This is a genomic window from bacterium (assembly GCA_028821235.1).
Taxonomy (GTDB): domain Bacteria; phylum Actinomycetota; class Acidimicrobiia; order Spongiisociales; family Spongiisociaceae; genus Spongiisocius.
Map to the genome: position 1 here is coordinate 1 of JAPPGV010000152.1, position 21,039 is coordinate 21,039.

At 64.9% G+C, this 21,039-nt stretch carries 14 protein-coding genes and 1 pseudogene; 5 read left to right on the forward strand and 10 right to left on the reverse strand.

The features are described from left to right. Positions 1 to 125: 125 nt before the first annotated feature. Both OXK16_15810 and OXK16_15815 read right to left on the reverse strand, forming a co-directional pair. Entirely contained in the window at positions 126 to 2,414 is a 2,289-nt protein-coding gene (locus tag OXK16_15810; GenBank protein MDE0377408.1) for a beta-galactosidase, read from the reverse strand. Positions 2,415 to 2,514: 100 nt separating this feature from the next. Beyond that, a complete protein-coding gene (locus OXK16_15815; GenBank protein MDE0377409.1) occupies positions 2,515 to 4,635 on the reverse strand; it encodes a prolyl oligopeptidase family serine peptidase in 2,121 nt (706 codons plus the stop codon). A gap of 296 nt (positions 4,636 to 4,931) precedes the next feature. Here OXK16_15815 and OXK16_15820 point away from each other — a divergent pair, with 296 nt between their 5' ends. Continuing rightward, positions 4,932 to 5,813 carry a Clp1/GlmU family protein gene (locus OXK16_15820; GenBank protein MDE0377410.1) on the forward strand — a complete coding sequence of 294 codons (882 nt, stop codon included), beginning with the start codon at positions 4,932 to 4,934 and terminating at the stop codon, positions 5,811 to 5,813. A gap of 322 nt (positions 5,814 to 6,135) precedes the next feature. Here OXK16_15820 and OXK16_15825 read toward each other — a convergent pair whose 3' ends face one another. The 8 genes from OXK16_15825 to OXK16_15860 all read right to left on the reverse strand — a co-directional run bounded on the left by OXK16_15825 (position 6,136) and on the right by OXK16_15860 (position 14,389). Further along, positions 6,136 to 6,558, reverse strand: coding sequence for a YbjN domain-containing protein (locus OXK16_15825; protein MDE0377411.1), 423 nt, complete (start codon positions 6,556 to 6,558; stop codon positions 6,136 to 6,138). Beyond that, complete coding sequence (locus tag OXK16_15830; GenBank protein MDE0377412.1) at positions 6,545 to 7,780, reverse strand: glycosyltransferase; 1,236 nt, start codon at positions 7,778 to 7,780, stop codon at positions 6,545 to 6,547. Before OXK16_15830 ends, OXK16_15825 begins: the two co-directional genes overlap by 14 nt. After that, complete coding sequence (locus OXK16_15835) at positions 7,777 to 8,673, reverse strand: GNAT family N-acetyltransferase (GenBank protein ID MDE0377413.1); 897 nt, start codon at positions 8,671 to 8,673, stop codon at positions 7,777 to 7,779. Before OXK16_15835 ends, OXK16_15830 begins: the two co-directional genes overlap by 4 nt. A gap of 22 nt (positions 8,674 to 8,695) precedes the next feature. Continuing rightward, positions 8,696 to 9,340 carry a M23 family metallopeptidase gene (locus OXK16_15840; GenBank protein MDE0377414.1) on the reverse strand — a complete coding sequence of 215 codons (645 nt, stop codon included), beginning with the start codon at positions 9,338 to 9,340 and terminating at the stop codon, positions 8,696 to 8,698. A gap of 579 nt (positions 9,341 to 9,919) precedes the next feature. Then, positions 9,920 to 10,909 carry a MoaD/ThiS family protein gene (locus OXK16_15845; GenBank protein ID MDE0377415.1) on the reverse strand — a complete coding sequence of 330 codons (990 nt, stop codon included), beginning with the start codon at positions 10,907 to 10,909 and terminating at the stop codon, positions 9,920 to 9,922. Positions 10,910 to 10,954: 45 nt separating this feature from the next. Next, complete coding sequence (locus OXK16_15850; protein ID MDE0377416.1) at positions 10,955 to 12,394, reverse strand: GuaB1 family IMP dehydrogenase-related protein; 1,440 nt, start codon at positions 12,392 to 12,394, stop codon at positions 10,955 to 10,957. 31 nt (positions 12,395 to 12,425) lie between these two features. Continuing rightward, complete coding sequence (locus OXK16_15855) at positions 12,426 to 13,223, reverse strand: hypothetical protein (GenBank protein MDE0377417.1); 798 nt, start codon at positions 13,221 to 13,223, stop codon at positions 12,426 to 12,428. 59 nt (positions 13,224 to 13,282) lie between these two features. Next, the gene (locus OXK16_15860) at positions 13,283 to 14,389 is read right to left on the reverse strand and encodes a HisA/HisF-related TIM barrel protein (protein ID MDE0377418.1); all 1,107 of its coding nucleotides are present in this window, start codon (positions 14,387 to 14,389) and stop codon (positions 13,283 to 13,285) included. Between the two features lie 92 nt (positions 14,390 to 14,481). Here OXK16_15860 and OXK16_15865 point away from each other — a divergent pair, with 92 nt between their 5' ends. The 4 genes and pseudogenes from OXK16_15865 to OXK16_15880 all read left to right on the forward strand — a co-directional run bounded on the left by OXK16_15865 (position 14,482) and on the right by OXK16_15880 (position 20,935). Then, the gene (locus tag OXK16_15865) at positions 14,482 to 15,285 is read left to right on the forward strand and encodes an SDR family oxidoreductase (GenBank protein MDE0377419.1); all 804 of its coding nucleotides are present in this window, start codon (positions 14,482 to 14,484) and stop codon (positions 15,283 to 15,285) included. A gap of 416 nt (positions 15,286 to 15,701) precedes the next feature. Continuing rightward, a pseudogene (locus OXK16_15870) lies at positions 15,702 to 17,507 on the forward strand (adenosylcobalamin-dependent ribonucleoside-diphosphate reductase). After that, positions 17,484 to 20,402: a hypothetical protein gene (locus OXK16_15875; GenBank protein ID MDE0377420.1), complete on the forward strand. Its 2,919-nt coding sequence runs from the start codon at positions 17,484 to 17,486 to the stop codon at positions 20,400 to 20,402. The pseudogene OXK16_15870 and the gene OXK16_15875 overlap by 24 nt, the downstream one beginning before the upstream one ends. 203 nt (positions 20,403 to 20,605) lie before the next feature. Continuing rightward, positions 20,606 to 20,935, forward strand: a complete 330-nt coding sequence (locus OXK16_15880; GenBank protein MDE0377421.1) for a hypothetical protein — start codon at positions 20,606 to 20,608, stop codon at positions 20,933 to 20,935. Positions 20,936 to 21,039 lie beyond the last annotated feature (104 nt).

Here is a 21,039-nt window from a genome sequence, read left to right on the forward strand (position 1 = left end):
GGGTGGGGAAATTCGCTGACCAACTCTGGGGAATTTCGCTGATCGCCATCAACGGTGGCTTGAGAACCGCAGCCGGACTACCGGGATGGTCACACGTCGCCGGAGGCGAGGCAGCTTCCCCATCTCTAGCTCAACATCACGATGACGCCGTCAGCTGCACCCAGCACGATCGAGAAGCTTGCTCCGCCGCTCTGTGTGAGGTCCAGGGAAGCATTCGAGAACAGCTCTGTCGCCGATACCGCGTCAGTGGCTCCGGGCAAGGTCACGGTCAAATCGACACTCGTCTCGCCCTCGTTATTGATCAGCACTGCTCGCTGATGGTCCGACTCGAGTAGATGGGCGTCGACCCGTTCCTGGATGTAAGCCTGATCTGAACCCGTTACGACGACGGACCGCGTAACTCCACACAGGCCGAGCAGGTTGGCGAACAGTCGGCGGGTCGCGGCGTCATTGTGTTCCACAACGGCGATATCGAGATGTGTGGCCATGAGGATGGCCTGTCCGAGGCCTTGCCGACGGCGCACGATCGCCGGCGCCCCGTCCACAAACCGCGCAAGCACCTCGACATCATCCGCCAACTCGAAGGTCTGGCGGTGCCAGTACCCGCTCAGAGTGTCACTCTCGATGCCCTCGAACAGGGGATGATCCGGGTCGACGTTGATGGCTAGGGCCTTCTCGCTCTCGAGGAACTCCTCGCTGATCGACGACGGCGTTCCGAACATGCCGAGGCCGGCACCGGGGGTGTCGTTCCACGCCCATGCCCTCCTGTCGAAGACCTCGAGGTGAGTCTCGCGGGCGCCGAACAGGTCTGTCAGGCCGGCTCCCGGACGTTGGTTCCAGGACCAACCCTTCTCGTCGAGATGGGCGAGCTTGGCGAAGCCGATCACCGTTCCGCCGTCTTCCACGAAGGAGGCCAGCTTGTCCGCGTCCTCCTTAGGCATGTGCATCACAAAGGGGAGGAAGATGACCTTGTAGTTGGCGGTCTTGGACCCGATGAACTGTGGGGCCACGAACTCGACCGCATAGCCTTCGTACCAAAGCGCGTTGTACACGCCATGAATCGCTCCGTAGAGGAACTCCTCGTTCGTCTGGCCGTCGAGAACCGAAGCGTTGTCGTGGGTGAAGTAGATGGCGGCCTCGACCTCTGCCGGTAGAGCATCGAGGAAGAAGTCTTCGTTCTCCTTGATGATCCCGTTGACTTCGGTGGCTGCGTGATAGCGGCCGGTGGGATCGCCATCCAGGTCGACCAGGGCACCCCAGTGCAAGGGGATACAGTTCCACTCCCTATAGCCTTGAAACAGGATCATCTTGGCACCGTGGCCGAGGCACGACAGCATGTGCCGCTTGATGTCGACTGGTCTCGTCGTGTGTAGCGGCCCAGCCGAGAAGCCGCCTATCGGACCGCTTTCCAGTTCGGGCATCCAGAGGGTGCCGTTGTTGTGACGAGCGACCGAGTACCCGAAGTCCATGAACCACGAGGAATGGGCAGGATCGATCTTGAATGACTTCTGGGGATACATGTCGTAGCCGATGACATCGACAACGCCGGCCATCTGCCAGTGGTCGATACCACGCCAATTCACCTCTAGCTCGTACCTGAGAGGCGTCACGAGGTTGGTTGTAGTTGGGTGACGCTGATCTCGGGCCTTGATCAGATCATGTTGCCGCTTGACATATCTTGTGAAGGAGTTACGTACAAAGCGGCGAAAGTCCAGCCATGCGGTGGCATTGCCCCATTCGGCAGGCAACGATCGCGGAGGATTGATCTGGCGCCAGTCGTAGTAGCGATGGTGAGTGGGGTCCCATGCCCACGCAGCATTCAGAACTTCAATGTCCTCGTACTTCGCCCGTGTCCATTCGCGGAACAGCATTGCACAGTGGTTGCAGTAGCAGTAGTAGGCGTTTTCACGAGGAGCACGTCGTTCTGCCTCCCCGGCGAACGCGGGATGGCTCCCTGGTTCATTGTCGATGTGCCATCCGAAGAGCGCAGGATTATCACCGTATCGGTCGATGAGTAGGTTGACGAATCGCTCTACCTCGATCGTCATACCTGGATTGTTGACACATGCCCATCCCCAGTACGAGTTCGTAGGGAACGGCATGCCTTCTCTCGACACCGCTTGCAGGTCAGGGTAGTCGTCGATCATCCAGATCGGAGGTGAACTCGTCCCTGTGCCCAACAGGATCTGGATTCCATTCTCATTGGCAAGTTCGAAGATACGATCCAGCCAGGACCAATCCGGCTTCCCTCTTTCCGGCTCAATGTAGTCCCAAGCGGCTAACAATTCGGCCGTTCGGATCATGTTCATGTTGGCGCTGGCCATATTCGCGGTGTCACGCGCCCAATCCTCAGGCGTATGGAAGGGCGGGTAGTAACTTGAACCTCTCGGGAAGTAGTCTGTTCTGACTTTCAACTCGGTCTCACCTCGCTCGTCGCGATTACTGATGGCCTAACGGGCTGCCTTGAATCTGACGACAAGGCAGGATAGCATGGGTACTGTAACGTGATAATGTTCACTCACTGTACCCATCATTAGTGCTGATACCACAGACATTCATGGTGAAGACATGGATATCTCTGTCCAACTGAATCTGCTTAGACATCGACTTGCCTATACCATGACCGGTATCTGTCTGCACCCGTAACAACACCGGACCCGAATCCCCGCGTGCCGAAGCCTGAAGTGTGGCGACGAACTTCATCGCATGGCCAGGGACAACCCTATCGTCACCGTCAGCTGTCGTGACGAGGATTGGCGGATAGGGGGTATCGTTCTCGACATTGTGGAGAGGCGAGTAGGAGTAGAGTGTGGCGAACTGGTCCGGATCGGATTCGGCATTTCCGTATTCGGGAATCCAGTGCCAGCCGATAGTATGCTTGTGATACCGGAGCATGTCTGTTACGGGAATCGAACAGATGACGCCAGCGAATAGATCCGGTCGCTGCAGCATGCAAGCCGAGACGAGCAATCCACCATTGCTCTCCCCGTCAATCACGAGCCGTTCACTGGACGTATAGTTTTCTCTTATAAGCCACTCTGCTGCGGCGATATAGTCATCGAAGACTGTCTGCTTATTTTGAAGTTTCCCGGCTTCATGCCATTCGTCTCCATACTCGCTGCCGCCCCGCAGGTTCGCGATCACGAATACACCACCATTCTCGAGCCACAGCAGGCGTGAGGTGTCGAACGAAGGTGTCAGACTGACATTGAAGCCGCCATAGCCATGGAGGATCAATGGGTTGGTCCCGTCCAATCGGAGCCCGGTCTTGTGGATTAGGGTCATCGGCAATCGTGTACCGTCTGACGCCGGGAAAAAGAGCTGTCGTGTCGCATACGCGTCAAACTCGAACGGCACTTGATGCTCGTACCAGGTCTTGAGCTCTTTCGCGGCGAAATCGTAAGAGAAGAGCGTCGTCGGGACGAGGGGCGACCCGAAGCGAAAGTACATTCCGTCAGTAACGGGATCGGCCACGATGTCGGAGACCGTCCCAATATCTGGCAACGGGATCGTGTCGAGGTGTACCCCATCCATGCCGAATACGGAGAGATGGTGGTGGGCATCGTGGACGGTCACCACGATCAACCTGCCATTGAACATCTCAGTCCGCAAGATCGGGTTCGGCTGTTCCGGTATGATCTCTTGCCACTGGTCCGGCGTTGGACGGCCAAGTTCGATGCGTACTACCCGTCCGCGGGGCGCGCCTGCGTTCGTACCGAAATAGAAGGCCTCTCCCGAATTGCCGAGAAAATCGTATCGGGCGTCGGCCCTATCCAGTAGCCGGATGAACTCTCCTGTACTGTCAAGAGTCCGGTAGTAGATCCGATGCCGGTAGGACAATCCGTTCCATACCAGTAGAACCAGATAGCGGCCATCCTCTGTGACGATAGGGACAAAGTTCAATTCTGGGTCGTCCGGCCGTTCGAAAATCAAGGCGTCGGTATCTTGGGGCGTATTGACCTGATGCCAGTAAACTTGGCAGTGTCGGTATCGGTCTCGTGGATCTACGGTATCGGGAGAAGGGTACCGGCTGTAGAAGAAGCCCGACCCATGGGGATGCCAGGCGATATTTGAAAACGGCACCTCGTCTTCGGACTTGGCCCAACGGATGGTCTCCGGATAGTCGGTAGCCGTGTTGATGTCACGGATCCTGATCTCCTGCCAATCGCTGCCACCATAGGATATGGCATAGGCCAACATTGCACCATCATTGCTGAAGGCCCAGTCAGTGAGGGCGGCAAGCCCGGTCGCACTCAGTCGGTTCGGGTCGACGATGTCAATGGTCGGCTCGTCCGGTCCATCCGCCATCATGCAAAGAATCGGCTGTTCCTGAAGGGATGTGTGCTTCAGAAGAACCCTGTGGTTACCCACACGATGCGGTGATGAGTACCGCTCATAATCCCAGAGTTCTCTCAGACGTGCTGTGACGGTGTCGTAGCCAGGGCATCCGCTAAGCACAGACGTCGTGATGTCGTTCTGTTGGCGTGTCCACTCCGTCGCCTCTGGACTTGCAGAGTCTTCCAGCCATCTAAAGGGATCGGCAACGATGGTGCCGTGGTAGTCATCAGATTCTGGACCGAGGCGTGTGGCTGGATACCCAACCTTGCTGGTTGAGTATCGGCTTCCCCTCTCCACCCCCGCGGTGTATCTGGACTCCGTTTTGAGCGCGCCCTTACTTACTGATCGTCGAACGGTACCGATGAGTACCGACCACGTCAAGGAGTATCGGGAGGATTATCGGCGAGCAGTTGCCAAGCAGAACCCCGTGCCCGCATTCGACGGCATCGCAGAACGTAGACCGATCGGTAGGCCTTGGCCGCGCCCTCTGCAACCGGGACCTACTACGCGGCGTGCGTGGACGCCGTGCCTGGTGAGACGGAGACACCGGACTGCTCGGCTTGCGGGTCCGGAGTACGGTTTAGCATTGCGCCATGGGTGATTCGGGGCTCGGCGACACCGAACTTCTCTCCTCGGCCGAGGGGGTGGTGATGATCATCGGGGCGCCCGACTCGGGCAAGACGACCCTGGCCCGCACGCTGGTCGACACCGCCCTCCAGGATGGACGGACTGTCGCCTACATCGACAGCGACCTGGCTTGCACCACCGTGGGACCCCCTACCTGCGTGGGCCTCAAGTGGCTGCGCTCGCCCGCCGACGTGGACGACTTCGCCCAGGCCGACGACCTGCGCTTCGTGGGGAGCATCAGGCCGGATCGGTACATTCTCCAGCAGGTGGCCGGCGTCGCCTCGCTGGTGGAATCCGCCCGGGCCGAGGCGGACCTGATCATCATCGACACCAGCGGAACCGTCTCCGGCGTGGTGGGCCAGCGGCTCAAGTATCACAAGGCGGAGTTGGTTCGTCCCGACGCCGTATGGGCCGTGCAGAGGGGCGGCGAGTTGGAACCCCTGGTAGGCCTTCTGCGGCGGTTCCTCTCCGCCAACGTGATAACGGTCCCTGCCAATCGGGGCGGCCTGCCGATGAGCCCCGAGGAGCGTATGGATATGCGCGCCGCTCGGTTCGCCGCGGCATTCCCGGCGCCTCTCCAGCGCTGGCGCGTGTTGCCCACCGTGTTCGCACCCAGCCTCCCGGCGGGCTTCGACCTGGTACGCCTCCACCGGATGATCGTGGGGGTCCACGACCGGGAGGGCCGGTGCCTATGCCTGGGAGTGCTCGAGTACGAGGACGTGCTGCGGGTCATCACATCGGGGAACCAGGGCATGGCCGGGCTGCGGATCGGGTCGGTCCGCCTCGATCCCGAGACCTTTCGCACCACCTCTGTCCGCCTCAACGAGTTGATGTTCGGCCTCGGCTGATCGGCCCCGGCCGGTCGGATCCGGACACAGCGAAAGCCCGAGGAACCTTTACCGAATTCCACCGCACTTCCCCTGACGGATTCGCTCGGCGCCAGCACCTCGGGCCTTCTGGACAGAACCTTACGGCCTGCCGCCTGGAGGATCAACCCATCCGTTGAAGCACCGTAAAAGCTTCCATATACCCTAAGCAGTGGACTGAAAGGCCTCTATCCAGGCCTTATCCACACAATCCCCAGGGGTTGCTCACAGGGCATGTGAACAAAGATCCACCCGAAAATTTTCGCGCTCTCCGGCCCCGGACCGTGGTGGTCGACACGCGGCGTCAGCGCCCGAATCCGGTCCTGACCAGGGGACGGAACGTGAGATCCACCAGCTCGTAGATCTCCGCGAAGACATACTGCAGAACCTCCTCACCGGTGCGCTCGGCCTCGACCCGGCCCCGCAGGTAAATCCCTCCGTCGTGATCGATCGCAAAGTGGACCCGCCAGGCGCGATGGTTGCGGATCAGCATCAACCGGTAGACCTCCTCCAGCCGCGCGCGCGGCGAGGGGAGAACGTACGCCTCGAACCCCACAGTGCGGTCGCCGGGCTCGACCCACACGGTGGTGAAGTCGCGAGTTTGCTGAGCCATCCGCACCGCCCAGCGGCCTTCCACGAGCTCGGTGGCCACCACGTCCGATCCGGGATCCTCAACCCACGACCGGAAGACGGCGCCCAGCCGCTCGGTGAGCTCAGCGCGTCCCATCGGCGATCCCCATGTAGAGCTCCAGGAGCCGGTCGGTGGCCATTTCCCACCCGAAACGACGACCCGCCGTGACAGCGCCCCGGATCAGCTCCTCGCGGTGAGCCGACCCGTCGAGGACCCTCAGCAGCGCCTTGGCGTAGTCGCGTGGATCCCATCCGTCCACCAGGAACCCCGACACCCCATCCTCGACCACATACCGCAGCCCGCCCACGTTGGCGGCCACCACCGGGAGGCCCACCCCCTGCGCTTCCGCCGCCACCAACCCGAACGACTCGCTCCTCGACGGCACGATGAGCACGTCGGCGGCCTGGTAGTAGATCGGAAGGCGGTGATGGGGCTGGACGCCGCACCAGGTCAACTTCCCGTCCAGGCCCGAGCGGGCGGCGAGTTGCCGGATCTCGAACTCCTCCTCCACCCCGGAGGGTCCGCTCGGCCCTCCCACCACCATCATCCGCGCATCCGGGAGGTGGTCTTGCACCATGTCGAAGGCCGCCACTGCCACGTCCAGCCCCTTCAGGGCCTGGATGCGACCCACGAAGAGCACGGTCGGCGCGTCATCGAGACCCAGCCGCCTCCTGGCCTCCAGCCGATCACCCGGCCTGAACAGGGTCAGATCGATGCCGGGTGGGTTCACGCACACCCGGCTGGGATCTGCGCCGTACTGCTCGATCAGCTCCAGCGCCTCGTGCTCCGTGGAAGCGATCACGCAGTCCGACCTCGCTATCACCTCCCGCTCGGCGGCGATGCGATACAGCGGTTCGCTCGGCTGGCCCGGGCGACGGGTGGCGTCCTTGACTCGGCCCAGCGTGTGGAAGGAGTTGGCGAGCGGGAGGCCGGTGACCTGCTTGACGAGGAGTCCCGTCCAGCCGGACAGCCAGTAGTGGCTGTGCACGATGTCGGTCCCCGACCCGCCGTTGCCGCTATCGAGGACGGCCTCGGTGACCTGCCTGGCGAACTCCCCCACCCAGTCGCCGAGCTGAGCAATCGGTAGCGGCGCCACCGGCCCGGCCTCGACATGGACCACCTCGTAGCCTGCTTGGGTGCCTATCACCCTCGCCCGGCCCGGATCGGTCCGCCGGGTGAACACGGTCACCTCGATGCCCCGTCGGGCGAGGGAAGCTGCCAACTCATCGACATAGACATTCATGCCCCCGGCGTCGCCCACGCCGGGACGATCCAGCGGAGACGTATGCATCGAGAGGAACACCACCTTGCGGATCATGTGCTGCCCTCCACCACGAGCAGGGGTCGTGGCCGCGCCCCCATGCGGAACTTGTAGGGCTCCGATCCCTTGAGGAAGTCGAACACCTCTCCACCGGCGGCGATCGTGGCCGCGATCAACTCCGTGAGAAGCACCACACCGGGAGACACATGACGAAGATCGGGGTCGTACGCGGAGTTGTACAGGTAATAGCCGTCGGCGTCCGAGTAGCCGATCACGACAGCTGCCGGGAGGTCGTGCTCCCCGTACAAGGCGTCGAGGCGCCAGCCGTCGGTGCTCAGAAGTTCGGTGAACATCTCCTCCATCGGGTCGGTCATGAACCGACCCTTCCGTCCCGCCGAGCGGCGATGGAGCCGGAAGAAGTCGTCCAGAGCCGGACCCGGCTCCTCGAATGTGGCCACGCGCAACCCGCCCATCTCCCCGACGAACCGGCGGCGCTTGCGGCGGGCCTCGTGACGTTGCTTCTTGCCGATGGCGGCCAGGTACTCGTCGAACGTGTCCGGGAGGTCCACCACCGCGGTCTCGGCGTGCGGGGCCCTGCGGTATCCGAGACCGACCCGGTCCAGGGCTCCGGTAATGACGTCCGCCGCGGCGGACGGAAGGGAGTCGAACCGGAAGGAGCGGCTCGGGCCGAGGGTGCGGAAGTGCTCGACCAGCAGGTCGACCGCGTCACCGAGCGGCGATCGGTAGTCGACCAGGTCCTCGTGACCGAGAAGCCCGAGATGATCACCCTCCTCGACCAGGGCCACCTCCCCTCGTTCGTCCGACAGGAGGAGGGGCACCTGGCCGGGCAAGGCGGTACACCGCCACACAGTGGCGAGAAAGTCCCTAGTGGCGAACGGGCCCACCCGCTCCGCCGCCGCACGATGCCCGTAGGTCCTGGTATCGAACATCACATGGACACTTTCGGTGCCGTCATAGACAGGCCCGCACCAGCGTGGGGTAGGGATTGACCGGAGCCGAGGTCCGCCCCTTGGGATGGAGTTGGAAGTGCAGATGTGGCGGGGTGGTGCGGGCGTTCCCGGTGTTGCCGTTGTAGCCCACCACCTGGCCCCTGCTGACCCTGGTCCCCGAAGAGACGCCCGAGGCGTAGCCGTCAAGGTGTGCGTAGTAGTAGTCGACCCCGTGGTCGGCCGCCAGCCACAGAGCGGTACCGCCCCGTCCTCCTTGCGTAAGCAGCACGGTGCCGCTGGCCACGGCATAGAGGGGCTGGCCCCTGGGGGCGAACAGGTCGTTGCCCCGGTGCTTCCGCCCTCCCGACCGCGGGAAACCCCAGTCGTTGATGAAGGACGTGGCAGCCGGATCCAGCGGACAGATGAACCCGGGTGTCAACTCGGGCCCGACCCCGGCCGCCGGACCCGCCCGCCGGGCCGCCTCGAGGGCCCGGGCCCGGGCCACCTCGGCCTGGCGTTGCCGGTAGAGCCGGCTGCACTCCCCCTCCAGTTGCCGCGAGGCGTACAGGGCCTCATCCGTCGCCGCAGCCAGGATCCCTGCCTGCTGTTCGGCCCTGATCTCCAGGATGACCAACTCGGTCTCCTCCTCCACGAGCTGCTGCTCCATGACCTCCGTCTGCGCCAGTATCACCCGCCACCGGTCCACCGCCGCCACCCGCTCGGTGGTGATGGCCTTGATGAACTCCTGGCTGGTGACCAGCTCGTCCAGCGAACTCGTCCGGAGCACGATGCCGCTGATCTCCGTCTCGGCGGTCATGTAGGACTCGACCGCCCAGTCCACCACGGCCTTGCGCAGCACCTCCAGCTCCTCGTAGCGCTCGGTGATCTGGTCCTGGAGCCGGTCGACCCGGCCGGCTATGACGTCCCGGTCCGCATAGAGCCCGGCCACCCGAGCCTGCGCCTCGTTCCGCTCCGCCACCGCCGCGTCAAGGATGTCCGCCGCATCCCCGTAGGCGCCGCAAGCCTCGTCCACTTCAGCCTGGGTCACGGCCACCGAGGGCGTGGGCGCGAGGACTGCGACGGCCAATACGGGCGCGACCAGGAACACGACGCGCCGGATGTGTTTGGACATTGGTATTCAAGGCTAGTGGTCGGTGGTCAGTGGTCAGTGATCAGCCACGCCGGGCCCGCGACCTCATGGAGCCGGTCAAGAACAACTTGGCGGGCTCTGCTCTGGCCCCCGCGCTCACCCGATCATCCGCATCACGGGCATGAACACCGCCACGGCCAGCATCGGACCGTCCAGTGCGGCCAGCAGGCCCCGCGGTCTGGCCGTCAGACGGATCGCTCCTGTCCGGAAAGCCAGGCCGATACCACGGCCCGCGATCGTCGCGCATGCCAGGAGTAGTCCGATGAAGAACCAGGCCAGGAGATCGAACCCGGAAAGGTAGGCGACCGCCACGGCCACCACGACCATCAGGACCGGGCCGACAAGGTAGGGATCGAACAGGCGTGACCTGCTCACCTCGGTCCACCGCCCCACCAGGGCGCCCACCGCGATCACGATCAGCAAGCCGGCAACCTGGCGGTCCCCGCCGTCGGCAACCGACCTGGCCAGCAGGAGGGACGCCACCGCCAGGGAGGCGATCACCGCGCCCAGCGCAGAAGCGCCCATGGAGGTCAGGTCCCGCGCCGAGGGCCTCACCACGGCCCATCCCATCACCAGGACCATCGAGACGGCCACGCCGATCCCCATACCGAGCAATCCGAGCGTGTTGGCGATAGCCATCGAGACCAGGACGGAGGCCAGGATGGGCTGGGTGTGCAAACCGAAATCGCTGTCGGCTGAGGCGTTGACGAGGTCGATCACCCAGAGTGCCACCACCCCGACCCAGACTGCCACCACGATCGCTATGTCAAGGGTATTGGCCACGATCAGCACCAGCATCAGCCCCGCCAGCAGCAGCCCGTCCATGCCACCGCCGCCGGTCCCCGGTACGGAGCCGCCTGAGACCGGGGGTATCACCGCCAGTTCATCATCGTCACTCACCGGGTCCTCGCAAGACCCTTCGTCCCCGTTCTTCCAGAGGCGGGCGGTCTGCATGTGGCGCCGGAACTCCGGCCCGAATCGGTCCCCCAGAGCGTCGACCACCGCGCCGACGGTGTCGCCCTCGATATCCACCTGCGAGCTACCAGCGATCTCGCGCAGGTTCGCGAACAGCCTTACCCGTGCCATCGATACTGAGGCTACTCGCAATCGGCGCCGCTACCGCGACAATTGCTACCAGCCGTCGTGGAGCGGCTGACCCTCGGAATACCCGGCCGAGGACTGGACCCCGATGACCGACCGCCGGTGGAACTCGTCGATCGTGCGGGCGCCGGCGTAGGTGAAGGACGATCTCACTCCGGCGGTGATCCGGTCCAGCAGGTCCTCCACGCCCGGGGCGTCGGAGCTGAGGTACATGCGGCCTTCGGAGATACCCTCCTCGAACATGGTCTTCAGCCCCCGCTGGTAGGCGGTGTCCTTGGCGGTGCGCCGCTTGACCGCCTGGCGAGAAGCCATGCCGTAGTTCTCCTTGTAAACGTTGCCCTCCACGTCCGACAGCGTGGGAGCGGCCGACTCGTAGGTGCCGGCGAACCACGAGCCGACCATGGCCGCCGAGGCGCCCGCAGCCAGGGCGAGGGCCACGTCCCTCGGGTCGCGCACCCCTCCGTCCGCCCACACGTGGCGCCCACGGGATCGTGCCGCCGCGGCGCACTCCACCACCGCCGAGAACTGAGGACGGCCCACGCCGGTCATCATCCGGGTGGTGCACATGGCGCCGGGGCCCACACCGACCTTGACGATGTCGGCGCCCGCGTCGACAAGGTCGGTGACGGCCCGGGCTGTCACCACGTTGCCGGCCACGATCGGGCGGTCATCCACCACCGCCCGGACTTCCTTCAACGCCTCGATCATCCGGGCCTGATGACCGTGGGCGGTATCGACCACCACCACGTCCACCCCGACCTCGGACAAGCCGGCGGCCTGGGCTCCGGCATCTCCGCTGATCCCGACTGCAGCGGCCACGAGGAGCCGCCCCCGGTGGTCGGTGGCCGGCTCGTACACGGTGGCTCGCACGGCGCCCGGACGGGTGATGACCCCGACCAGTATCCCCGACTCGTCCACCACCGGCGCCAGGGGTACCCGGCGCTCGGCCAACTCCTCGAACATGGCCTCGGGATCCAGCCAGGCGGGAAGGACGATCGGTTCGTACGACATCACTTCCGACAGGTGGGTGAACGGGTCGGCGCCCTCCTGGTCGCCCTCTGTGAAGATGCCCACCGGACGGCCCCGTTCATCCACCACGATGACCGCCCCGTGGGACCGCTTGTTGATCAAGGCCCTCGCCGTGTTGACGTTGTCGTGAGGGGTCAGCGTGATGGCAGTGTCCAGCACGGGGTCCGCTTTCTTCACGGCGGACACCATGTCGGCGATGGCTTCGATCTCCACGTCCTGCGGGAACACGGCCAATCCCCCGCGACGGGCCACCGTCTCCGCCATACGCCGGCCGGAAATCGCCGTCATGTTGGCCACCACCACCGGGATGGTGGTACCGACTCCGTCCGGCGGGGTGAGGTCCACATCCATCCGGGACGAGATGTCCGAGAAGGAGGGCACGAGGAAGACGTCCGAGTAGGTCAGCTCGCGGTCCACCACCAGCCCTTCGATGAACCTCATGGTGGGTCCCCGGTAGCCAACTGCCGGATCATCAGCTCACAGCCTCGCGGTCGCCGGGGTGCTCGAAGCCCGGCTCGGGCGGCCTCGTCCGTGTCCGCCGGGACCGGACCATCACGACCAGGACGATCAGAACGGCCAGGGCGGCCGCCACCGCAACCCACACCCCGGCCATGCCCAATCCTGACGTTCTAAGCCGCGATTCGGCTTCGAGCGTGCGCCCGGAGTCGGTGAGCGAGAGGTTCCAGACAAGGAGGTTTCCGGAGTGCAGGTCGGCATTGTGGGAGACAATCTCGCCGGGCAGCGTCACGCTGATACGAATGTCGAGCACCTGGTCGAGCATGGCGAGGTCCAACGGCACGGGGCTTTCCGCCAAGCCCTCACCCAGCAACCCGTCCACGCCGGCCGGGATGGTCAGGCTGAACCCGAATGTGTCGCCCTCCCGGGTGGGCAGGCCGGCGGCCAGGAAGTCGAGCAGTCCCAGATCGGAGGATGCGCCGTCGGCTGCCACCAGGCCCGACAGGACTGCTCGCAGCCCGGACAACGAACCGAACGGCACGGTGGCGCGGATGCCTTCGTATCCTTCCTGCGCTACGAACTCGGTGCTCCAGCCGTCCGGAAACATGTCCTCGCCAACCGCCAAGGCGTTGTCGAACTCGGCACCCACCAGCGAGGTCAGGGCATCGTCCATGGCCAACTCAACCGTGAACGTCCCGCTCTCGTCCGCTTCGATCACCAGATCGGCGAAGACCCGGAGCTCGCATGCCGTCAGCAGCAGGACGCCGACCAGCGACAGCAGCAGCAGCCGGAATCCTCCGGAGCCGGTCCTCACCACGACCCTCCTCGGTTCAGCAGGCGATCTGTCTGCCGGAATGCAGTCCCGACGGGGGTTCATACCCCGTGGGACTCGGAGATGATCACGGTAACACCGTCGGGAGCCTCGACCTCGAAGGCGCCGAGGGATCCGGTCGCGGCCGGACCGGTGGTGTGGCCGAGACCTTCCACCCGATCCCGGAGGGCTTCCGCATCATCCACGACGAAGACCAGCCGGCTTCGATGCCGTACGTCCTCGGGTACCAGCTCCAGCACGGAGTCAACGCCCACGTCCAGCAGGACTCTCGAGCCGGTCTCCTCCCGCCCTCCGGGATCCGCTGTCTCGATGCGAGCGAAACCGAGGGTGCTCTGGTAGAAGTCGACGCTGCGGCCCAGGTCGCTGCAAGGGATGACGACCCGGAGCTGTAGCACGCGGGAGCGCGGTGCTCCGGGCCCGCCGAGAACCGCCTTGGCCTGGGCGACCGTGAACCGTCCTTCGGTGACCTCCCGGCCCACCACCACCCCGGCGAGGCTACGGCCGCCGACCTCGATCGAGGTCAGGGCGCGGAGGTCGTCCGCATTCCGCACGCCGCCTGAGGCGACCACCGGCTCGTCGATGTACTCGAGCGCGGTCCGGAGGATGTCGAGATTGGGACGTTCCGAGAGCACATCGCGGCGGGCGTCGGTCACGAAGAAGCCGCTTACCCCGCACGAGGCCATCTCGAGCATGACCTCTTCCATGAACCGACCGGAGTCTGAGGTCCACCCCTCGGTGACCAACTCCTCGTTGCCGAGGACGTCGAGCGACACCATCATCCGGCCGGGAAAGTCACGGCACAGGTCCCAGACCATGGTGGGGGTCTCGATGGCGGCCGTGCCCATGGTCACCTTCCAGGCGCCCTGCTGGATGAGCCGGGCAGCCTCGCGTTCGGAACGGATCCCGCCCGCTACCACGATCGGCAGGTCGAGCGCGCTCAGCATGCGGTCGATCAAGGGACGATTGCGGTAGGAGCGGTAGGCGGCCGCGTCGAGATCGACCACCAGGAGGCAATCCACGCCCATATCAGCCCAGCCCCTGGCTCGGTTGATCGGGTCGGCGTCGAGAGAGATCACATCGTCGAGGCTGCCCCGACCGAGACGGACCGCCCGGCCTTCGAGAATGTTGACGCGGGCGTAGAGGTCCATGGCGCAGATTGTATCGGGTCCGAATGCCGATGATCACTGCCCCGTGGACAGGGGACCAGGCGGGGACGAGTCCCGGTCGATAACCTCCGGGCATGGACACCGGCCTCGACGGACTGCGAGCCGTGGTGACCGCCGGCGCCGGCGGACTCGGCCTGGCGATCACCCGGGCGCTGGTCGGCGAGGGCGCAACCGTTTTCGTGGGGGACGTCGATGAACGGGCGCTGGCCAACCTGCCGTCCGTAGTGGAGTGCGCCGGGGTGGACGTGTCGGATCCGGGTGCGGTGGCGGCCTGGCTGGATCCGATCGCTGCCTCCGGGGTCGACCTGCTGGTCAACAATGCGGGGATAGCCGGGCCGACCAGGCCTCTCGAGGAAATCTCCGCGGACGAGTGGCGCCGGTGCCTGGCGGTGGGTCTTGACGGCCAGTTCCACTGCGCGCGGCGGGTCATCCCTGCCATGAAGCGACAGCAGTCGGGCGCCATCGTAAACATCTCGTCCACGGCCGGATTCCATGGCATGCCGTACCGGGCACCGTACGTGGCCGCCAAGTTCGGCGTGATCGGTCTGACCAAGACGCTGGCGATGGAACTCGGACGCCACGGCATCCGGGTCAACGCCGTCGCTCCCGGCGCCATCACCGGAGAACGCATGGATCGGGTCATCGCGGCCCACGCCGAGGCCGAGGGTCTGCCCAGAGATGAGATCCGTTCGCTGTATGCGGAGGGCACCTCGATGGGGACCTTCGTCGACCCTGAGGAGATAGCCGACTTGGTGGTCTTTCTGGCCTCGGCACGAGGCAAGCGAATAAGCGGCCAGGTCATCTCGGTGGATGGCCACACCGAGACCCTCTACCCGCGGGCCTATGACCAGAGTGAGAAAAAACGGATGGGCGAGTAGGTCGGGGGCCGCCTGTAGAGCCTGTATGGTGGTGCCGACTTCCCCGGCCGTGTGCCCTCTCTTCCCCCTTCCCCTCTTCCCCGTCGGTCCGGACGGCGCCACCGTGTTCGGCGCTGTCCGGATCTCACTTCCCCTCCGCCTGTGCGGTTCACCACGCGGGCGCAGGCAAGGAGAAAGCCAAAGGAGACGTGTATCCGGCCCGGAATTATTTGGCCTCAGGGTCGGCTACGGGCCGGAATCCGGTTGATTAATTACAGCCATGGTATTACACTGGTATGCCCGGTCTCGGGCATAACTGACCCGACCGCCATGATCGGGAGCCGGTCGATGCACCGGCAACAAGGCATACCGGCGTATGGCAAGCGAAGAGTAGGGACTCTCCGCAGGTGCCCCTGACTCTTATCGAAAGGAGGGCGATGATGGCGGGACGGGGAGATGGACTTCGGATACAGCGTCTGTTCACGACCGAAGGCCGCGACCCGTACGAGGGAATCGCCTGGACCCGCCGCGAGTCACGGATCGTCAATCCGGACGGCTCCGTGGTCTTCGAGATGGATGACGCCGAGGTTCCCACCACCTGGTCGCAGGTGGCCACCGACATCATCGTCTCGAAGTACTTCCGCAAGGCCGGTGTGCCCCGGATGGACGCTGATGGCGACCCGATGCTGGATTCCGACGGCAATCCGGTGCTGGGGTCGGAGCGCTCTGCCAGGGATGTCTTCAACCGGCTTGCCGAGACCTGGCGGCACTGGGGTGAGGGTTACGGCTACTTCGGCAGCGCCGCCGAAGCCCAGACCTTCGAGGACGAGATCAAGTACATGCTCGCCAACCAGATGGCGGCTCCCAACAGCCCGCAGTGGTTCAACACCGGCTTGTCGCATAAGTACGGCATCACGGGTACGCCGCAAGGGTTCTGGTACGTAGACGAGGAGACCGGCGAGGTACTCCCCTCCCCCGACGCCTACTCCAGGCCGGCTCCCCATGCCTGCTTCATCCAGTCGGTGGCCGACGACCTCGTCAACGAGGGCGGGATCATGGACCTGTGGGTCCGGGAAGCCCGTCTCTTCAAGATGGGATCCGGCACCGGCTCCAACTTCTCCAACCTCCGGGCCGAGGGCGAGCCGCTGGCGGGCGGAGGGAAGAGCTCGGGGCTCATGTCGTTCCTCAAGATCGGAGACCGGGCGGCGGGTGCGATCAAGTCCGGCGGCACCACCCGGCGGGCCGCCAAGATGGTCATCCTCGACACCGATCACCCCGACATCGAGGAGTTCATCGCCTGGAAGCGCGACGAGGAAATGAAAGCCCGCCTCCTGATCGAGCACGGCGGGTTCCAGGCCGACTTCAACGGTGAGGCCTACATGACCGTGTCGGGCCAGAACTCCAACAACTCGGTACGGGTTGACGACCGCTTCATCAAGGCCGTCGCCGACGATGGGGATTGGGAACTGGTCAACCGGGTGGAGGGTGACGTCAGCAAGACGGTACGCGCCAGAGACCTGTGGGAGCAGATCGCGGACGCCGCCTGGGCCTGTGCCGATCCGGGCGTCCAGTACCACACCTCCATCAACGAGTGGCACACGTGCCCGGCGGACGGTGAGATCCGGGCGTCCAACCCCTGTTCGGAATACATGTTCCTGGACGACACGGCTTGCAACCTGGCCAGCATCAACCTCGGCGCCTTCCTCGATGACGCAACCGGCCGGTTCGACACCGCCGGTTACCTCCACGCCATCCGGCTGTGGACGATCGTCCTGGAGATCTCGGTGACGATGGCGCACTTCCCGTCCAAGGCCATCGCCCAGGGCTCCTATGACTTCCGCACCCTCGGCCTCGGTTACGCCAACCTCGGCAGCCTCCTGATGCGCTCGGGGATCCCCTACGACTCGGACGAGGGCCGGGCGATCGCCGGCGCGCTGACCGCCATCCTCACCGGTGAGGCCTACGCCACCTCCGCCGACATGGCCAAGATGCGGGGCCCCTTCCCCGGGTTCGAGAAGAACCGCGCACACATGTTGCGGGTGATGCGGAACCACCGTCGGGCCGCCTACGACGAGAGGGGCTTCGAGGGTGTCGGCACCACGGTCAGCACCATCGACCCGGCATACTGCCCTGCCGAGCTGCTGGACGCGGCCCGGCAGGCCTGGGACCGTGCCCTGGAGATGGGAGAACAGCACGGTTACCGCAACGCTCAGGCAAGCGTGCTCGCTCCGACCGGATGCCTGGTCGGTGGATCCCTCATCCCGACCGAGCGAGGACTGGTCCGGCTCCGGTCGCTCGGCGACCCCGAAGGCCCGAGGTGGCAGGAACTGGGCATCTCGGTAGCAACTGACGAGGGACCCCGCACCGCGACCCGTTTCTACGTCAACGGGGCAGAACCCGTGGTGACCGTGGACACGGAGCGCGGATACCGCGTCCAGGGAACTCCCACCCACCGCATCAAAGTCGTCGACCCGCAGACCGGTGACTGGGTATGGAAACGCTTCGGAGACGTGGAGGCCGGCGATCTCGTACCCCTGCAGATGAACCAGTTGGTCGGAGGTCCCCGCCGGGTGACCCTCCCGCCCTTGGGAGAGATGTACTGGACCGGTGACTGGACCACCACGGCGCCGAGGACCATGAGCCCGGAACTGGCCGAGTTCGTCGGGTACTTCATGGGGGACGGTTCCCTCCACGCCAAAGGTCTGAGGTTGTGCGTCACGGCTGAAGACTTCGACGTGGTGGAACGTCTTCGAATGCTCGGGAAGCGGCTCTTCAACCTAGAAGCCCACGTCGGCGAAAGGGTCGGCTACGCCGAGGTCGCGTTCCACTCTGTCCCGCTGACCATGTGGTGGGAAGCCTGCGGATTCGCCAAGATCGCGCCCTCCGAAGGCCATGCCGGCAAGGGCTGGCTGCCTCACATCCCGGACGCGGTACTCGCTTCCAACTGCCCGGAAACCTATCGCGCCTTCATCAGGGGCCTGTTCGAAGCCGATGGAACCGTCACGGCAGGCTATCCGCATTGGTCCACGACCTCGATGGACTTCAGCCGCGATGTCCAGTCGCTGCTGCTGGCGATCGGTTACCCGACAACCCGCAAGATGGATCGGACCGGTTGGAGTGATGCTCCCCTCGCCGTGCTGCGCATCCTCAACCTCTCCTACGCCACCGGGTTTGCCGAAGAGATCGGTTTCATGAGCGGCCGCAAGCAAGGTGCCCTGGCCTCGACCACCATCCCGCAGTCGGCCCGCTGTGACCACATTCCGGTGCCCCGCTCCCTCATCGACCGGCTCGTGCCCGAGAACGGCCGCTTGCGGCGCATCATGCTGGCATCGCAGGCCAGGATCGGCATGGTGTCACGCCGATCGGCCCTGGAACTCCTCGAACGCACCGATGACCGTGAACTGGCCCGGCTGCTCGACCACTACTACGACCGGGTCGGCAGCGCGGAACTGGGCGAGGAGCAGTGGACCTACGACCTGTCCGTCCCCGACAACGTCACCTACGTGGCCAACGGCTTCGTGTCGCACAACACCATCGGGTTGGTGATGGATTGCGACACCACCGGGGTGGAGCCCGACTTCGCCCTGGTCAAGTTCAAGAAGCTGGCCGGCGGGGGCTACTTCAAGATCGCCAACCAGTCCATCGCCCCGTCGCTGCGGCGGCTCGGCTATGACAAGCACCAGATCCTCGACATCCTGGCCTACGTGGTAGGCACCTCATCGCTCGAGAACGCTCCGCACATCAACCACCGGAGCCTGGCGGCGAAGGGCTTCACGGCCGAGGACCTGGCCAGGATCGGGAAGGCCCTTCCCGGCGCATTCGAACTGGAGAACGCCTTCAACGCCTTCACGCTGGGCGCCGACACCTTGGAACGGCTCGGCTTCACCGAGGAGGAGTACGGAACCTTCGAGTTCAGGCTGCTGCCGGCGCTCGGCTTCAGCAGGGAACAGATACGTGCCGCCAACGACTTCATCTGCGGCCGCCAGACCATCGAGGGAGCACCGCACCTGCGTGCCGAACACCTGGCGGTGTTCGACTGCGCCAACCGCAACGGCAAGTACGGAGAGCGGTTCATCCACCACACGGGCCACATCAAGATGATGGCCGCCGCCCAGCCGTTCATCTCGGGGGCCATCTCCAAGACGATCAACATGCCCAACGAGGTCACCGTCGAGGATGTGGCGGATGCCTACATGATGTCCTGGGAGTTGGGCGTCAAGGCGGTGGCCCTCTACCGGGACGGCTCCAAGGCCTCGCAGCCGCTGTCCGCCTCCTCTGACGACGGGGTGTCCGAGGAGGAGAGCGAGGAGGTCACCGAGGCGCTCCAGGCCGAGTCCGCCATAGCGTGGGGGGTCTGGCCCGCCGGCACCTCACCCACCCAGGCCTACGCCCGGCAGCCACGTCCCCGCTTCCTGCTACCGGCCCGCCGGACGGGGTGGACGCAGGAGGCTCGGGTCGGTGGGCACAAGGTGTTCCTCCGCACCGGGGAGTACGACGACGGAACGCTCGGCGAGATATTCATCGACCTGGCGAAGGAGGGCGCCACGCTCCGGGGCGTGCTGGCCAGCTTCGCGATCGCGGTCAGCAAGGGCCTCCAGTACGGCGTGCCGCTGGAGGAGTACGTGGACACCTTCGTGTACCAGACCTTCGAGCCCCGAGGCATCGTCGAGAAGCATCCGAACATCAAGATGGCCAACTCGATCGTGGACTACGTGTTCCGGGCCCTAGGGGTCGAGTACCTGCTCCGTGACGAACTCGCCCAGGTCCCTCCGGATCGGTCGAGCAGCGACCTCCCCGAGCCTCCGAAGGGGATCGCCGCCGAGGCCGGTCGCCAGATGGAGTTGTCGGAGGCGGTCAAGGAACAGGACATCGAGGCACAAACGGCCGCGGCCAGGTTCGCGGACTCCGATGAGCCCGGCCCCATCCAGCAGCCCCTCAGCCTGGTGCCGGTGGGATCCGGCAACGGATCGGGCGCGGCAACCGGGATGACCCAAGAGGCCGCCCTTTCGAGTGCCGGCCAGATGATCGGAGGCCTGATGGGAGACGCCCCGGTGTGCTCCTCGTGCGGCCACATGACCGTCCGCAACGGCGCCTGCTACGTCTGCCTGACCTGCGGAGACACCACCGGCTGCAGCTAGCCCTGACTCTTGAGGTCACAGGAATCCGGCAGCTGCCCTGGGGCTCGAACGGAAAACCTCGGCTGAAGCTACAGTTCGGGGAGTGAAGCCCGGCCTTCGCTACGGTTCGATGGTCCGGCTACGCCGTTTGAGCCATCTGACAACCACTCCCGATACACACGAGCACGGTCCGGCGAACGCGCCGGGGACGGAAGGGACACGTAATGAGCGACACGACCCTGATCGATCTGACACCGATGGCGGCCGAGAAGGTGATCGAGTTGAGCGAGGGAGCACTGGAAAGGGCCTACCTGCATGTCTTCCCCGCCGGGCAAGGTTGCTGCCGGACCATGTACGGCCTGGCCTTCATGGCCGAAGCCGGGAACGACTTCGAGGTGTTCGAGGCCCACGGAGTGAAGATGGCCGTGGCGAACGAGACCCGCGCCGCCGTGGAGGGCGTGGCGATCGACTACGTGGAGACGCCCCAGGGCGAGGGCTTCACCGTCATGAAGGCGAACCCGTCAGGCGCCGGCGGTGGCTGCGGATGCCATTGACAGCAGGTGCAGCCGGGTCCTCTGGCTGAGGGGTCCGACTCCGGCCCGTAGCGGTGCGCCGTCCCGGGCGCGCATCATCCCGGTATCTGCCTGTCGCAACCGGT

Coding starts and splice junctions, on each gene's coding strand:
- OXK16_15820 (MDE0377410.1), top strand. CDS start 4,932: ATGGGTGATTCGGGGCTCGGCGACACCGAACTTCTCTCCTCGGCCGAG.
- OXK16_15825 (MDE0377411.1), bottom strand. CDS start 6,558: ATGGGACGCGCTGAGCTCACCGAGCGGCTGGGCGCCGTCTTCCGGTCG.
- OXK16_15830 (MDE0377412.1), bottom strand. CDS start 7,780: ATGATCCGCAAGGTGGTGTTCCTCTCGATGCATACGTCTCCGCTGGAT.
- OXK16_15835 (MDE0377413.1), bottom strand. CDS start 8,673: ATGTTCGATACCAGGACCTACGGGCATCGTGCGGCGGCGGAGCGGGTG.
- OXK16_15840 (MDE0377414.1), bottom strand. CDS start 9,340: ATGGAGCAGCAGCTCGTGGAGGAGGAGACCGAGTTGGTCATCCTGGAG.
- OXK16_15845 (MDE0377415.1), bottom strand. CDS start 10,909: ATGGCACGGGTAAGGCTGTTCGCGAACCTGCGCGAGATCGCTGGTAGC.
- OXK16_15850 (MDE0377416.1), bottom strand. CDS start 12,394: ATGAGGTTCATCGAAGGGCTGGTGGTGGACCGCGAGCTGACCTACTCG.
- OXK16_15860 (MDE0377418.1), bottom strand. CDS start 14,389: ATGGACCTCTACGCCCGCGTCAACATTCTCGAAGGCCGGGCGGTCCGT.
- OXK16_15865 (MDE0377419.1), top strand. CDS start 14,482: ATGGACACCGGCCTCGACGGACTGCGAGCCGTGGTGACCGCCGGCGCC.
- OXK16_15880 (MDE0377421.1), top strand. CDS start 20,606: ATGAGCGACACGACCCTGATCGATCTGACACCGATGGCGGCCGAGAAG.